This window comes from Dyella flagellata, from assembly GCF_030160275.1.
Classification (GTDB): domain Bacteria; phylum Pseudomonadota; class Gammaproteobacteria; order Xanthomonadales; family Rhodanobacteraceae; genus Dyella_B; species Dyella_B flagellata.
The window spans coordinates 67,335-83,309 of sequence record NZ_BSOA01000036.1 but is presented as its reverse complement, the minus strand read 5'-3'; the positions used below and the strand labels follow the sequence as shown (position 1 = coordinate 83,309).

The 15,975-nt window shown below is 61.7% G+C and carries 11 protein-coding genes; 5 read left to right on the top strand and 6 right to left on the bottom strand.

The window, feature by feature from the left end; translation table 11 throughout:
* Positions 1-16: 16 nt before the first annotated feature.
* Positions 17-2,767, top strand: coding sequence for a fimbria/pilus outer membrane usher protein (locus QQJ96_RS15805; RefSeq protein WP_284332984.1), 2,751 nt, complete (start codon positions 17-19; stop codon positions 2,765-2,767).
* Positions 2,764-3,942 (top strand): fimbrial protein, encoded by a 1,179-nt coding sequence (locus QQJ96_RS15800; protein ID WP_284332983.1) that lies wholly within the window; start codon positions 2,764-2,766, stop codon positions 3,940-3,942. Before QQJ96_RS15805 ends, QQJ96_RS15800 begins: the two co-directional genes overlap by 4 nt.
* Positions 3,943-4,027: 85 nt before the next feature.
* On the opposite strand, the gene QQJ96_RS15795 is transcribed toward QQJ96_RS15800, so the two are convergent.
* A complete protein-coding gene (locus QQJ96_RS15795) occupies positions 4,028-4,411 on the bottom strand; it encodes a hypothetical protein (RefSeq protein WP_284332982.1) in 384 nt (127 codons plus the stop codon).
* Positions 4,412-4,852: 441 nt separating this feature from the next.
* Complete coding sequence (locus QQJ96_RS15790) at positions 4,853-5,599, bottom strand: FAD-binding oxidoreductase (protein WP_284332981.1); 747 nt, start codon at positions 5,597-5,599, stop codon at positions 4,853-4,855.
* Between the two features lie 95 nt (positions 5,600-5,694).
* Here QQJ96_RS15790 and QQJ96_RS15785 point away from each other — a divergent pair, with 95 nt between their 5' ends.
* Both QQJ96_RS15785 and QQJ96_RS15780 read left to right on the top strand, forming a co-directional pair.
* The gene (locus QQJ96_RS15785; protein WP_284332980.1) at positions 5,695-6,657 is read left to right on the top strand and encodes an ABC transporter ATP-binding protein; all 963 of its coding nucleotides are present in this window, start codon (positions 5,695-5,697) and stop codon (positions 6,655-6,657) included.
* A complete protein-coding gene (locus QQJ96_RS15780; protein ID WP_284332979.1) occupies positions 6,654-7,433 on the top strand; it encodes an ABC transporter permease in 780 nt (259 codons plus the stop codon). Before QQJ96_RS15785 ends, QQJ96_RS15780 begins: the two co-directional genes overlap by 4 nt.
* Positions 7,434-7,525: 92 nt before the next feature.
* Here QQJ96_RS15780 and QQJ96_RS15775 read toward each other — a convergent pair whose 3' ends face one another.
* From QQJ96_RS15775 to QQJ96_RS15765, 3 genes are all read right to left on the bottom strand, one after another.
* On the bottom strand, positions 7,526-9,952 hold the full coding sequence (locus QQJ96_RS15775) for a protease pro-enzyme activation domain-containing protein (RefSeq protein ID WP_284332978.1): 2,427 nt from the start codon (positions 9,950-9,952) through the stop codon (positions 7,526-7,528).
* A 659-nt stretch (positions 9,953-10,611) separates the two neighbouring features.
* A complete protein-coding gene (locus QQJ96_RS15770) occupies positions 10,612-11,310 on the bottom strand; it encodes an ArsR/SmtB family transcription factor (protein WP_284332977.1) in 699 nt (232 codons plus the stop codon).
* Between the two features lie 26 nt (positions 11,311-11,336).
* Positions 11,337-12,290 (bottom strand): LysR family transcriptional regulator, encoded by a 954-nt coding sequence (locus QQJ96_RS15765; RefSeq protein ID WP_284332976.1) that lies wholly within the window; start codon positions 12,288-12,290, stop codon positions 11,337-11,339.
* 90 nt (positions 12,291-12,380) lie between these two features.
* Here QQJ96_RS15765 and QQJ96_RS15760 point away from each other — a divergent pair, with 90 nt between their 5' ends.
* Positions 12,381-13,325: an NAD(P)H-binding protein gene (locus QQJ96_RS15760; RefSeq protein WP_284332975.1), complete on the top strand. Its 945-nt coding sequence runs from the start codon at positions 12,381-12,383 to the stop codon at positions 13,323-13,325.
* Between the two features lie 72 nt (positions 13,326-13,397).
* On the opposite strand, the gene hrpB is transcribed toward QQJ96_RS15760, so the two are convergent.
* The gene (gene hrpB / locus QQJ96_RS15755) at positions 13,398-15,899 is read right to left on the bottom strand and encodes an ATP-dependent helicase HrpB (protein ID WP_284332974.1); all 2,502 of its coding nucleotides are present in this window, start codon (positions 15,897-15,899) and stop codon (positions 13,398-13,400) included.
* Between the last annotated feature and the right edge of the window lie 76 nt (positions 15,900-15,975).

Below are 15,975 nucleotides of genomic sequence, written 5' to 3'. Positions count from 1 at the left end.
TGCGTCTAAGCATGGTGTGTACCGCCAGATTTTGCTGTGCGCGGGAATTGCCGCCGCACTGAGTGGCTGGACGAACGTTTCGGCCGCTCCCGCCAACGCATCGCCTGACGCATCCGCCGCGGCCAGTGGCGCGGACGCCAGCGCCAGCGGCGGCTATGCCGACTTCGATCGTAGCCTGCTGGCAGGGGCCGGCCAGAACACCACGGACCTGTCCCGTTTCGAACACGGCAATCCTGTGCTTCCGGGCAGCTACAACGCAGACATCTACCTCAACAATGTCTGGGTTGGCCGCAACGATGTGCGCTTCGCCGCGCCGTCCGCGAACGTCAGCGCCACCGCATGTGTCGACCGTAGGCTGCTCGACCAACTGAACCTGCATCCGGCCAAGCTGTCCATCGAAACCCTGGCCAGCCTGAGCAATCCGAAAGCCTGCGTAAGCATGGGCAATCTGATTACCGGGGCCACCGTGACATTCGATATGTCGCAGTTGCGCATCGACGTCAGCATTCCGCAGGCCTACCTGGGCCAGACGGCGCGTGGCTATGTGAACCCGGAATACTGGGATGCCGGTGTGCCCGCGGCACTGTTGAACTACAACTTCAACACCTACCGCAGCAGCAGCCGCGGCCAGACGCAAACCACCTCGTATCTGGGCCTGAACAGCGGCCTCAACCTGGGTCCCTGGCATTTTCGCGAAGATGCCACGGTCGACTGGCAATCGGCGAGCGCGGGAGAGCCAGCGCGCCGCAGGTGGCAAAACATTGACACCTATGTGGAACGAGATCTGGCGTCGCTGCGCGCCAATTTGACGATTGGCGATAGCTTTACGGACGGCGCCGTCTTCGACAGCTACGGTATCCGCGGCGTGCAGCTTGGCACCGACGACCGCATGCTGCCGCAATCGTTGCAGGGCTACGCCCCTGTCGTGCGAGGCGTTGCCCAGAGCAACGCCAAGATCACGGTACGGCAGAACGGCATGGTGATCTACGAAACCACCGTGTCGCCCGGTCCGTTCTCGCTCAAGGACCTGTACCCAACCGGCTATGGCGGCAACCTGCAAGTGACGGTGACCGAAGCCGACGGTCACGTGAGCACTTTCAGCGTGCCGTATGCCTCGGTAGCCCAGCTGTTGCGTCCTGGCATCACGCGCTTCGATATCGCCGCCGGCCAACTGCGCAGCGCCACCATCAAGAACAAGCCGGCCGTGCTGCAGGCTACCGTCCAGCACGGTTTCAACAATCTGCTGACCGGTTATGCCGGCATCGCGGGCTCGCAAGGCTACGGCGCGGTACTGGCCGGCGCCGCCATCAACACGCGCTACGGCGCATTCGCAACCGACATCACCCAGGCCAATGCGCACATCCCTGGTTACTCGACCCAGTCGGGCCAAAGCCTACGTTTGACCTATAGCAAGATCATCCCGTCGACCCAGACCGTCTTGTCTGTGGCCACCTATCGTTATTCCACTGGCGGTTTTCTCAGCCTGACCCAGGCCGAGCAAGCCCGCTATTACGCGCGCCAGGGCATCAATGCCTTCAATGTCGTCACCCAGCAGACCGTGCCGACGATCGATGGCGTACCCGTACAGAGCGTATTGACACCTGCCCAGCAGGCGGCGCTCGCCGGTAGCGCGTTCATCACCAATCCGATTCTTGCCGCGCGGGGAGTGCAACGCCAGCGCAGCAGCTTCACGCTCTCGCTCAACCAGCCGCTGGGACGCACTGGCGGCTCGATCTACGCCAACGCATCTGCCAGCGACTACTGGAACCGGCGCGGCAACGATACGCAGTTCCAGGTCGGCTACAACAACCATTTCCGCCAGCTCACCTATAGCGTATCGGCGACGCGTTCGGTGGATCCGCTGGGCCGTTACGACAATGCGTACTTCGTGAGCTTGAGCTTGCCGCTGGGCCGCAACATACACTCGCCGACCCTCGCCCTGAACCTCAGCCACGATCACGCGGGCGGCTCGCAAGCCCAGGCCCTGGTCAGCGGCACGCTCGGCAGCGACAGCCAGTTCAACTACAGCGCCGCGGCAACGCACAGTGGCAATGGCGGCGGCAACGCCGGCTCGGTGAACGTGGGCTATCGCAGTCCATATGCGGTATTCAATGCCAGCTATGGCAATGGCAGCGGTTACTCGCAGGCATCGTTGAACATGAGCGGCTCAATGATCGCGCATCAGGGCGGCGTTACCTTTGGCCAACCGCTCGGCGATACGGTCGGCATTGTCTATTTGCCGGACGCCGCCGGTGCACGCCTGGCCAACGCCCCCGGCGCCCGCGTCGATCACTTCGGCTACGCGATCGTGCCCTACTTGACGCCCTACCAGCTCAACACCATCCAGGTCGACCCCAAGGGCTTGCCACTGGATGTGCAACTCGATACCACCAGCGCGCAAGTCGTACCCTATGCCGGTGCGGTGGTGATGCTGAAGTTCAAGACCGAAAGCGGTCGTACGCTTATCGTGCAAGCCCGCCTGAAAGACGGCCAGGCGTTGCCGTTCGGAGCGGAAGTGTTCAACGAAAAAGGCAATTCACTGGGTGTAGTCGGCCAGGCGGGGCAGATCCTGCTGCGTGGCGTCGATCAGGCTGGCCATCTGACCGCCCGTTGGCAGAATGATAATGGCACCGAGCAGTCATGCTCCTTCGACTACCGGCTTGCGCCTAGGGCCAAGCGCGCGCAGACAGCCGTGAGCTACGAACATATGAACGTGATATGCACAAAAGCCGGCACCGACGCACTCGCCTTGAGGGACGGCCCATGAAATCGGCGTCGTTGACCTCGCGCCTGGTAAGCCAAGTCGTCGTGCTGTTGCTGGCGCTCGCCCTGATTGTTCCCAGCACCTGCGCCGCGGTCGCCACCAGGGGCGCATCCGGCAAGAAAACCGGCAGACCGATGCGCTTCATGGCGCTGGCCGCCAGTGCTGCGCAATCCCCTCCATGCACACCATCGTCAAGCAACGCCAACATCACCATTCCCTCTCCCATCAGCATTGCACCGGGCGCCAAAAATGGGCTGATCGGCAGCGCGGGATCCGTGACGGTAACCTTCGATTGCACCAACGCGTTCTTGATCACGCCTAACCTCTACGACGATTTTCTCGTCTGGTCGGGCAATCTCGCTGCGCTGGACTCGACCAGCGCTCCTCCAGGGGGCGTGGGCATCATGTTCCAGACCAACATACAAGGCATCGACGTTCGTCTCACCGCTAGACAGACTCAGGCCAGCAGCACCAACACCGGCCCGAACGGCACTTCCGGCTGGGAATTGGGAGAAGTCGATTGCCAGGGCTATACCAACAACTACAGTTGCAGCCCCAGTCCGCTTAGCGTGAAATTTACCGCGCAACTGGTCAAAACCGGTCCAGTTGCCGCCGGCACGATAAACAGCATTCAATTGCTGCAGGTCTACAATTCCGACAACGTGCCGTCGGACCCCAACGATACTCAGGACTACCCCGCTCCTTCCAATACATTCACCACGCTGACGTTGAATGCCGTAACATTGAACATGAGCACCTGCAGTGTCACCGCAGGCTCGAGCAATCTCAGCGTCACCTTGCCGATGATCTTCAACAACGCACTGCCGTCAACCGGCTCCGTAGCCGGCCAAACGGCTTTCAACATCCAGTACGACTGCCAGTCGGCCAAGGCCAACTGGTCGCTCTACATGACTATGAGCACGGCCAACCCTGGCACTGCCACTGGCGTGATCATGCCATCAGCATCGTGCTCGGCCGGCACGCCAGCGTCGAATGTCGGCATCCAACTGCTTGAGAGCAATCTGCAGCCGGTGCCGTTCGATACGGCGCAATCGCTTGGCAATCCGCCGTCCGGCACCCTTACGCTCAACTATTACGCCCAATACTACGCAACCGGCTCGCCCGTAGGTGCAGGTCAGGTCTGCGGTACCGCCACCTTTACGATGTCCTATCAATGATCGGTCGGCCAGCACATCACGCTAGCGTGTAACGAGCACTTATCAACGCTCAAGTTTCCTTGCGGCATACCGATAAATACCGGCATCACTCATAGGTTTGCGTTACCAACACGGGATTGGCAGATTCAGGCTGGGCCGCGCGAACATAATTGGCGAAGTACTGCAGCACTCGATCCGATTGCGTACCGGACAAGCTCGCCACATCCACCAGGTAAGGCCGGGAGGCGCTCGCTACCGCTGCCGCCGCCGAGGTGTCCGAACAGCTTCGTTGCAGTGACTGATGCACCTGCGCAGCGCTGACGACCAGATTCATGTCAGCAGGCATTGCCGCGACGCTGCAGGTCGGCTCCACCACCGCACCAGTGAATGTGATTGTGCCACCCTCGATGCTGCCGCCTCCGCCCGCTTTCGCGGCCGACGAGCCCAGCGCCATCGCGACGCAACAACCCACCAGTACGAGTAAACGCATCCCACGCATGATGCTGCCCTCCACCGGTACCTGCGCAAATCGCGCGTACCTGTAGGCACCATCGGCTGCGGTGTACCGGCGCTTTAGAGGCTCCTCCGACTCTTGTCACGAAAATGCCAAGCGCATCACATAAGTCATGCAATACGACCGACAAGGAGCCTGCGTGGATGCTACCTGACGGCCATGACCTGGAAATTGTGAATTCTTTGTAAAACAAGCACTTGGACGTGCACTTGTCGGCGTCGGCATTTCGTCGCGAGGCAATCAGCCAAGCGATGCGCTGCTTCGCCATCCAGAGGGCAGCTGGACGGTGCAGCGGCAGGTTAGGGGATTGAGAACGTCATGACTATGACGTTTGCGCAAAACCCTGCATCCTCGCAGTAGTTTTATCGGCAAGAATCCGACGCGCTTTAGCGCCACCTGCAAATCTTTTCGCCGCGCTCAGCGCGAGGAGATGTACTTTTCGCGCCGGATCTGCGGAATCGGCAGGCCAAATTCCTTCAGCGCGTTGAATCCCGCATCGACCATGTTGGGATTGCCGCACAGGTACGCGATATCCCGGCCGGCGGAAGGCTGCAGCTCGGCCAACACGCCCTGCACGTGACCCGGGCGATCATTGGGCCGCGCTGCGGCGCGCGGCTGGCGGCTGAGGCAGCCGTAGAACGAAAAGCCCGGGTGGGTCTGGGCGAATACCTCGAACTCTTCGCCGTACAGCAATTCGGTTTCATTGCGGGCGCCATACAGCAGCACCACTTCCCGGTCGCCCTGCGCCAACAGCTTTTCGAATGCCGGCAACATGGCGCGATACGGCGTTACGCCCGTGCCCGTGGCCAACAGCAAGTAGCGCGGATGCGCGTCGCTGTCCTGCAGGCAGAACCGCCCATACGGGCCGCTGGCCTCGATGGTGCCGCCAAGCTCCAGGCCGCTGAGCAGCTTGGTGGCCGCGCCGCCGTCCACATAGCTCACGGCGATCTCGATGCGCTGCACTGGCGAATGGCCGTCGCCCACGGTGCCGATGGAGTAGCTGCGCTTGGTCGCAGTCCCGTCGTCATAGTGGAAGTGGATTTGCAGAAATTGGCCCGGAATGAAGGCCAGCGGCTGTCCATCGGCGCGTTCGAAGCCCAAATGGCGCACGCTGGGCGCAAGCATGCGGCTGTCGACGAGACGGAGAGTGAAGTGCTCGGCCATTGGATATCCAGCAAGAACAGTCAGTACGCCCCGGCTGAACGAGTCATCGGGACAAGGCCCGCTATAATACGGGGCTAGACCCTTTGGTGCAGCCCATGTCCCCTCCCCCCGCACTAGTCGTCGAAAACCTGCGCAAGACCTATGGCAACGGCGTCCAGGCCCTCAAGGGCATCAACCTCACGGTACAGCCGGGCGATTTCTTCGCCTTGCTGGGCCCGAACGGCGCCGGCAAGTCCACCCTGATCGGCATCCTTTCCTCGCTGGTGAACTCCAGCGAGGGCGACGCGCGCATCTTCGGCGTGTCGGTGAACAAGCAGCGCAACGAGGCGATGAAGCTGATTGGCCTGGTACCGCAGGAAATCAACTTCAACCAGTTCGAAAAGCCGTTTGACATTTGCGTGAACCAAGGCGGGTTTTACGGCATCCCGCGCAAGCTCGCTGCCGAGCGCGCAGAGAAATACCTGAAGGAATTGCGCCTGTGGGAGAAGGCACAGGACCAGGCTCGCATGCTGTCCGGCGGCATGAAGCGCCGCCTGATGATCGCCCGCGCGATGATGAACGAGCCGCGCCTGCTGATCCTGGACGAACCCACCGCGGGCGTGGATATCGAAATCCGTCGCTCGATGTGGCAGTTCATCAGCGGCATCAACGCGGCCGGCACCACGGTCATCCTCACCACGCATTACCTGGAAGAGGCCGAGCAGTTGTGCCGCAACATCGCGATCATCGACCACGGCACCATCGTGGAAAACACCTCGATGAAGCAGCTGCTGTCCAAGCTCGACGTGGAAACCTTCGTGTTTGACGTGGACAAGCTGCCGGAACAACTTCCTAGCCTTCCTGGCATTGCATTCCGCCGCGTCGACGCACATACGCTGGAAGCCGAAATGCCGCGCACGCAGGCCATGAACGCACTGTTCGATGCACTCACCACACACGGTATCACCGTGCTTTCGATGCGCAACAAGACCAACCGCCTGGAAGAGCTGTTCGTGCGGCTGGTGGAGAACGGCCGACAAGAGCCCGGCCGCCAGGATTCCAAGGAGAAGGCGGCATGAGCAATATGTCCGGCAACCTCGTCGCGCTCAAGACCATCGTGCGGCGCGAGATCGTGCGCATCATGCGCATTTGGACCCAGACCCTGATCCCGCCCGCGATCACCATGACGCTGTACTTCGTGATCTTCGGCAAGCTGATCGGCAGCCGCATCGGCAACATCCAGGGCGAATTCAGCTATATGCAGTACATCGTGCCGGGCCTGGTGATGATGAGCATCATCACCAACAGCTACGGCAACATTTCCAGCTCGTTCTTCGGCGCGAAATTCCAGCGCTCGGTGGAAGAGATGCTGGTGTCGCCGATGCCGAACTGGGTAATCCTGCTTGGCTATGTGACCGGCGCGGTGACGCGCGGCCTGACCGTGGGTGTCCTGGTGCTGCTGATCGCACTGTTCTTCACCCATTTGCAAGTAGCGCACATCCTGATCACGCTGCTGTCGGTGCTGTTCGGCGCCACGATCTTCTCGCTTGCCGGCTTCGTCAATGCGATCTACGCGAAAAAGTTCGACGACATTGCCTTGGTCCCCACTTTCGTGCTCACCCCGCTCACTTACCTTGGCGGCGTGTTTTATTCGGTGAACATGCTGAGCGAGCCATGGCAGGCGATCTCGCGCGTCAACCCCATCCTGTATATGGTGAACGCATTCCGCTTCGGCGTGCTGGGCATCAGCGACGTGCACATCGCCGTGGCGTTCGGGGTGATGCTGCTGTTCGTGATCGGGCTGTCGTGGGTCGCCCTGAATCTGCTCAAGCGCGGCGTCGGCTTGCGTTCCTGATCCTACACAACCAGACGCGTCCCAGGCAGGGTCGCCATCCCGCGGCCCTGCCTCCGACTTGGCCGTGCATGCACGCACGGCAGGACAAGCGCTTACTGCGCGTTCAACTTGACCTCGCCCACTACGAACGAGGTTTCCGCGCCACCCGTCCCTTGCTGCTTACCCGTGAACTTCAAAGTGAAGGTCTTGCCGATCAGCGAGCTGACGTTCACCGAATAAGCCGTATAGGCCGAATTGGCATTGAGGTTGGAATACGTCGCCAACGTGGTGGTAGTGCTGCCGACGACCGCTTGCACAGTCAGCTTGTCGATGGCTGACGACGAACTCTGCGTGGTATCGATGTGCAGCTGATAGGTCAGCGTCGCCGTGGAATGCCCGGTCGGAATGGTTACCGACTGCGACAAGGTATCCGTGTGCGCGGCACTGTAGCCATCCAGCCACATGAACCAGCTTCCGGTGTACGGATTCTCGCCCGAGCAGTAATCCGCGCTACTGGTGTCGCTGCTGCAAAGCACACCTGAGCTGGCCGTCCACGACGTACCGTTGGTGAAGTCCGGATTGGCGATCACCTGCACGGAGCCGCCACCACCGCTGCTCACCGTTACTTGCTGACTGCTGCTGTTGGTAGCACCGGTGTTGTCCGTCACCTTCAGCGTTACGGTGTAGGTACCCGCGGTGGTATAGGTATGACTGGGGCTGGCGCTGGTCGAGGTGCCGCCATCACCGAAGGTCCACGCATAGGCGTTAATGGTGCCACCGGTATCCGTGGAGGTATTGGTGAAGTTCGCGGTCAGCCCGCTCACGCTATCGGTAAAGCTGGCCACCGGACTGCCGCCACCCGAAGAGCCGCCGCCGGCCAGACTGCTGAACTGGCTGACGATCATGCTGCCCCAGCCGGTGGTGTAGTCATAACCGGTTCCGGCGTTTTCACCGCTGTTGTTGCCCGAGGTGATGTCATGGAAGGCTGCGGCGTAGTTGGCCGCGGAGGACTGCGCTACCTGATAGATCACCGGTGGAGCAAAGCCCAGGCTGGAATTGGCCTGCAGCACATGCGCCCACGCGCCCACCGCCAACGGCGCGGCAAGACTGGTACCGCCGATTTGCTGACCGGATTGGCCATCCACCGTCACCAGCGCACCACTGACCGGGCTCGCATCGAAAGCGATGTCAGGCACGCCGCGATGCGACTGGTCGGTAACGCCGGCTACGCCCTGCTGCCAGCTCGGAATCGGCTCGAAGGTGCTTGGACTGCCTCCGGTGGCGCCCTCGTTGGTGCTGAGGTTGTTCCACACCGTTTCGCTTTGCCAGGTGGTGTTGGGGCTGGTGTAGACCTCGGTGCCACCTACGGCGGCGACGTATTGGGAGCTGGCCGGCCAGCTTGGCGTGACCCCGCCGGTACCGCATTCATCGGCCCCCGAATCGCCGGCCGAGACAAAGAACGTCTGGCCTTGCGCCGCGGCCTGCTTGAACGTGGTGTCGTTCGACGAGGCGGCGCCGCTGGACTGCGCGGTGGTCTCGCATTCGCCCAGGGAGACGTCGATCGCCTTGAGCAGGTTGTCCGACACCACATCGTTGTAGACCGTTTCCAGGTCCGCATCGGACAAGGAATTGGCGCTGTAGAAGTAATACGTCGAGACACCGGTCATGGCGATGATGTCCTGGCTATCCAGGTCCCACTCGCCATCGCCACTGGCGCTGCTGGCACCGCCCGCAGGGCCTTTCACGACCACGCTGACGCTGGGGAAGGTCGACTGCAAGTCGCTTTTGACACTCGTCAAGGGGCTCTGGGCGATCGAGCCGACCGCTACCGAGGTAACGTTGCCCATGCCACTGGCGCCATAGATCGACGGGAAGTCGGAAGGCTGATGCCCAACCGCCGAACCCGTTGCGAAGGGCTGGTTCGCATGATGCACCACGTTCGGATTGAGGCGCTTGGCGAAAACGTGCGAGATATGCACGTTTTGCATGCCGAGCACCGCGTTAACGGAGGCTTGCAGGTTCGCTGGAACGTGTACGGGGCTGTTATTGGCAAAAGCATCGCGTCCGTCGTGCGTTTTCACGTGCACGAGCGTCGTATTGAAGGCAGCTTGCGCGGTGTCGGCGTGTCCATCGGCCTCCACCAGCGCACGATTGGGCGCAATGTGTACGTTGCTAAACCCAGCCTTGCTCAGATAGTCGGCCACAGCCTGCGCCTGCGCCGCCGTAGGTGCGTATTGCGCATTGAACTGATCGGCGGTCAATGGCTTGAAACCCCGCTTGGCAATGTACTGGTCCAGTTGCTGCTCATTGCGCAACTTGAGCGTGACCACCACATGCATCGGGTGCGAAAACGCCAAAGCGCCCAGCACCTGATCGCCACTGTGCAAGCTGACCGCCGGATGGATCGCCACCATGGCCGAACTCGGCGCCTGCACCGCGTTGTCAGCGGTCGGCAAAGGTGCTGCTTCCACGTACACGGCGCTCATCGAAACAAGGCCCAATGCAACCAGCATGGCCTTCATGCGAAAACGGCTAGACATTTCTCACTCCCCAGATTATTGAGGGCGCACGCAACCGCTGAGGTCGCGTGTACCTCATGACAGTGAAGTCGCGCAGGCGCGCGACGCCGATTGGAACAGTGGACGCTTGCGATTCCCCGAGCTTCGGCGTGCTGCTGCTCCCCCTTCGCTCCCATTGCGGGCAGTGCCGACTCCAGCGCTCAAACGACGCTCCCCTTGCAGCCGCGTCGTCACGGAATCATCCGCCGCGTGACTCCCTGCGGGCGAATGCGTTTGAAAGTATCCAGGGAAAACGTCAGCGTCAAGCAAGCCGCATGCAACGACTTTTAAGAAAACATATGCACGGGAAATACACCATACTTAATAGCAATGCTCTATTGCGTGCGTTTTAATTTCGCGAGCAGCTGCTGCCTGCGTGCGCCCGAGTTCGTACCGGTATCGATGCCGTTCGGCCTTTCCTGACTGGTTTTCCTTCTACTTTGGCCAAGCTTTCGCTTCACGCGATTGGATTTTGCAATGACGCCTTTCCGATAGGCCGCAACAATCAACGCCCATGAAAACATGCGCTTTTCGCAAGCTTGTACGGTCACATGTGCACAACATTTTCACGTTTTTCCGCAGGAATCGGCATGCGGCTACCTGCATAAGTGAAACCGCCGACCACAAGCATGAATGCTTGCTCAATGATCGATGCGCACACCCAGTTCGGCGAGCCTACGTAGCCCATCGGGTGTAGGCAGTAATGCTCGATTGCGCTGCGCGCGCCGTAACCAGCCCGCATCGAGCATGGCACTGGTAATGGCGACGCCTAGCGGACCACCCAGGTGCAGGCGCCGCTCGGTCCAATCCAGGCAAGCGCGTCCACGCAAGCGCAGCAGATGTTGCGTCGGTGCCTCTTGCCATCCCGCGCACACCAGTGCCTCCGCTGCGGCAGGAAGCAGCAGCATGCCGTCGCTTTCGGCTTGCAGCCAGCCACGCTGCAACCATGCTTCACATAGGGCCACCCCCATTTGCCCGGCAAGATGGCGATAGCACGTACGTGCCCGGCATAGTGCAGCATCACGCGGTGCCGATTTGGGAGCGGCTAGTGCCACATGCGGCAGCGCCATCGCTTCCAGCCATGCCGCCACATCGTCATTCGCCAGGCGGTAGTAGCGGTGACGTCCCTGTTCGTGCAGGCCAAGCAGGCCACCTTCGAGCAGTCGCTTGAGATGGGCGCTGGCGGTTGCGGCACTGACGCCGGCGATCTCCGCCAATTCACCCGCGGGGCGCATGCTGCCGTCCATCAGCGCAAGCAGGATCGCCGCGCGTGCCGGCTCGGCCAGCAAAGCGCCGAGTCCGGCCAGCTGGTATCGGTTGAGCGGGCTGGCGTCGTTCATGCGCTCAGTCTAATCGCCGACTGCCATCAACGTTTCGTTGGTGCTCGAAGCATGCGCTTGCGGTCACGCGTCTCCTCCGGGGGAGACGCCGTTTCGACGTAGTCGACCAATGCGATGGCGAGATGATCGTATAGCGCGCGCATCAGCATGTTGCGGCGTAGGTCTTCATGCATCACCAACCACGTATCCATGGATAGATCGAAGCTGTCGGCCAGCACGCGTACCAGCGCCGGGTCGCGCTGTGCGACACCGCATTGGCAGAAGCCGATGCCATAGCCTGCACGCAAGCTAGCCAAAGCGGCCAGGTCGTTATCCGTACGCAACGCGAAGTTCTCGCGCGTATACGGCAGTCCGGCCGGCCGCATGGCTCGGATATAGGGCTTTTCGTGATCAAAGCCGATCAGCGCGTGCGTGGCGAGGTCCGCGATCGTTTTTGGAAAACCATGCGCTTTCAGATAGCGCTTGTGCGCATACATGCCCAACGCAATCTTGCCCAGGTGCCGTGCCACTAGCGCGTCCTGGGTGGGACGTCCCGTTCGGATGGCGATATCAGCGTCCCGGCGCAGCAGGTTTTCCAGCTGACTGGACAGAGACAATTCGATGACCACGCCCGGATGGCGTTGCCGGAAGGCGGCAAGCATGGGCGGCAGCACCTCCACGCCAATCACTTCGCTGGCGGCGATGCGCACTACACCTGACATCATGTCATGCCGGGTCGCGGCGGCCCGACGCAAAGCAGCCGAGGCCGATGCCATCGCCTGCGCGTGTGGAAGCAAGGCGTGCGCCAGATCCGTGGGCGCCAGGCCCTGCGGCGAACGAGCGAACAAGGAGACGCCCAGGGTTTCCTCCAGCTCGCGGACATGCCGGCCTAGGCTAGGCTGGGTCATGCCCAGCATCCGCGCGGCACCAGACAGGCTCCCTTCGCGCATGACGGCGAGGAAGGATCGGTAGAGTTCCCAGCCGGGATCCAGGTCAGCCATACATATTTGTATAGCAGATCTACATGATTAAGCAATTTTCTTTTATCTGTGCCGGGACCAGACTTTGCCCATCCCAACGGAGGAAAAGTCATGCGTACATCCCGAACCGTACTGGTGATCGGTGCAAACGGCGGCATCGGTCGTGAAGCCTGCCTGGCGCTCAAGCGGCATGGGTGGCAGGTGCGTGCCTTGGTACGCAACCTGCCCGTGGAACTTGATGGCATCGAGTGGATCAGGGGCGATGCCATGCAGCGTGACGATGTGCTCGCGGCTGCACAGGGCGCGAACGCAATCGTGCACGCGGTCAATCCTGCGGGTTACCGTAATTGGGGCGGCTTGGTGCTGCCGATGCTCGACAACACGATCGCCGCGGCCAAAGCGACGGGGGCGCGCATCGTGTTGCCCGGTACGATCTACAATTTTGGTGCCGACGCGTTCCCGCTAGTGCGCGAGGATTCGCCGCAGCATCCCCCCACCGTAAAGGGCGAAATCCGCGCCGAGATGGAGCGGCGCCTGGCCGAAGCATCACGCATCGGCGTGCGCTCACTGATCCTGCGCTGCGGCGACTTCATCGGGCCGCATGCGGGCAACAACTGGTTCGGGCAGGGGCTGGTGCAGCCCGGCAAGCAGGTCACGACGCTTCGCTACCCTGCCGATTACGCACACCATCACGCCTGGGCTTATCTACCCGATGTAGCGGAAACGATAGCCCTGCTGCTTGAGCGCGAGCCTGAATTGGCCGCTTTCGCCACTTACAACTTCGGTGGCTATTGGCTGGATGGCCACTCGATAGCGGATGCGGTTCGCCGCGTGACCAACAATCCGAACATCGCGCTGCGGCGCTTCCCCTGGTGGCTGACTGCCCTGGTCGCACCCTTCATGGAAACGCTGCGCGAACTACGCAAGATGCGTTATCTATGGAAGGAAACGATCCGGTTGGATGACGCCAAGCTGGTAGCGTTTCTCGGCAAGCAGCCTTATACGCCGATTGACACGGCACTGCGCACTACGCTGGTGGGACTTGGTTGTATGTAGGCTGGGATGATAATCCCAGCTTCGGAGGGTAGCAGCTGGGATTATCATCCCAGCCTACGTTTACCACGCGATTCATGTACCCCTTGGTTTGGCCCGATGCGTCGGCGTCGCCGTCCACGGATCGTCCGGCCAGGGATGCTTGGGGTAGCGTCCTTTCAGCTCCTTCTTCACTTCCGGATAGGTGCGCTCCCAGAAGCCATGCAGATCCTGCGTAACCTGGATTGGGCGCCCCGCCGGGGACAGCAGATGCAGGGTGACGGGAATCCGACCACCGGCCACGCGTGGCGTATCGGCCAGACCGAACAGTTCCTGCAGCTTTACCGCCAACACGGGTGGCCCGCCAGGGCTGTATTCAAGACGGCGCGTCTGCCCGCTGGGCACGGTAAGGCTATCGGGTGCTTGCGCATCGAGCCGCTTGCGTTGCTCATAGTCGAACAAGGCAGCCAGCGCTTGTGAAAGCTCATCCTCTGACAAGGCATCGAGCTTGCGTTTGTTCTGCAGATAAGGGGCTAGCCAGTCTTCCAGCGTGGCCAGCAAATGCGTTTCAGAAACATCCGGCAGGCCCAGTTCCGGCATCCATCCGCGCAGCGATTGCATGCGCAACCGCAAGCGGCGTGCCGCCTCGCTCCAGGGCAGCGCATCCAGGCCGCGTTGTCGAATCGCGGCGAGCAAAGCCGCAACGGCGTCTTCGACTTGCACAGGAACGCTTCGGCGTTCCAACACGATGGCGCCAAAGCGATGTTCCTCGAACGCCTCCACCGCAGCACGATCTTCGTTCCAGCGCACGTTGCGCACACGACGGAACTGGTCCGGATAGTCTTGTTCCAATACGCGCGGATCGAATGGCGCGGCGGAAAGAACCAGGCTGTCGCGTGCTTCATGGCGCAAATCCAGCACGACCAGCCAAGGCTCGCCCATCAAAGCCGTCTGTTCATGCAGACGTGCGCCGCGGCCATTGGCCAAGGTATAACGCAGCCGATTGCCTTCATCCTGGCGCGCGATGCGATCGGGAAAAGCATGCAGCAACAAGTCGCCCACAGCGTGACTATGCGGCACACCACTGGCCGCGCTGCGCAAGTTCAGGCGTTGGCGCCAGCCTTTGCTGGCTTGTTCGATGGCGGCCAGCGCTCCGGCATCGGCGCCATGACTGGAACCGGTCGCGCTGCGCCGGTCACGCCAAGCATGTAGCGCTGAGACGCGCGCGCGAAAATCATCAGTGCGCGCCTGCTCTCCACGCAGCGGAGAACGCGCCTCCATCAGCGCAAGCAGATCAGCGACCAATGCATGCAGCGTTTCCGGTGCGCGCAGGGCTGCAGCACCAAGGCGTGGTGTTGCACCAAGCTCCAGCATGCGGCGCCCCAAAGCCGTGATGCGCTGCTGGGCATCGAGCGCTCCCAGCCGCGTCAGTAGCTCCCGTGCCTGCGCCAGTGCGCCTGTCGGCGGCGGGTCGAGCCACGGCAATTGCGCACTGCCCCAAGCCGCCAACTCCAGCGCAAGGCCGGACAATTCCGCCTGCATGATTTCCGCCGTGCGCGAAGCATCCAGCCGACGACTTTGCGGCCACAGCCGATAAGCAGCGCCTTCCGCCACACGACCGGCGCGTCCGGCACGCTGATCGGCCGAAGCCTGCGAAATGTTCACCGTTTCCAGGCGGGTGAAGCCGGAGTTGGGATCGAAACGCGGCTCACGCGCGAGGCCGGTATCGATTACCGTGCGAATACCCGGTAGCGTCACACTGGATTCGGCGACGTTGGTGGCCAATACGATGCGCCGCATACCCTCTTCCGCTGGAGCCAGGGCGAGCTGCTGCTCGGCCAGCGAGAGTTCGCCGTGCAGCGCCACGACTTCCAGGTCATCCTGCTGCAGCGCCTGCAGCATGCCTTGAGCGCGCGCGATTTCGCGCCGACCCGGCAGGAAAGCCAGCACGTCGCCGGGGTTTTCTTCCAACGCCTGCCGCATGACGCGCGTCAGATGCTGCTCCGTGCCTTCCTGCGTACGCGCAGGCGGGTACTCGATGCGCACCCGAAAGCTGCGCCCAGGGCTGCTAATGCGCGGCGCATCCAGCCATTGCGCGATACGCTCGCCGTCCAGGGTGGCGGACATCACCACAATGCGCAGATCCGGTCGCAGGGTGTGCTGGATATCCAGTGCCAGCGCCGCCCCCAGGTCGCCAGCCAGATGCCGCTCGTGGAATTCGTCAAACAGGATCGCGCCGATGCCGCTGAGTTCGGGATCGTCCTGAATCAGGCGGGTAAGAATGCCTTCGGTCACCACTTCGATGCGGGTGGCGGCGCTTACCTTCGATTCGAAACGGATGCGATAACCCACCGTCTGCCCAATAGGCTCGCCCAGTTGCTGCGCCATGAATTGCGCAGCAGCGCGCGCGGCAATACGGCGCGGCTCCAGCATGACGATCTTCTTACCTTTGAGCCATGGCGCGCCGCGCAGGGCCAAGGGCACCTGCGTGGTTTTGCCAGCACCCGGCGGGGCTTCCAACACCAGCCTGGACTGCGTGGCCAATACAGCCTGGATCTCCGGCAACAGTGGAGTAATGGGAAACATCAGCGCGTTCATGCGCAAATGATAGCCGGTGACCCATGCAACTCGAATCCGTCATCCTGCCTCCCTCTTTGATATGCATGGAAACGGG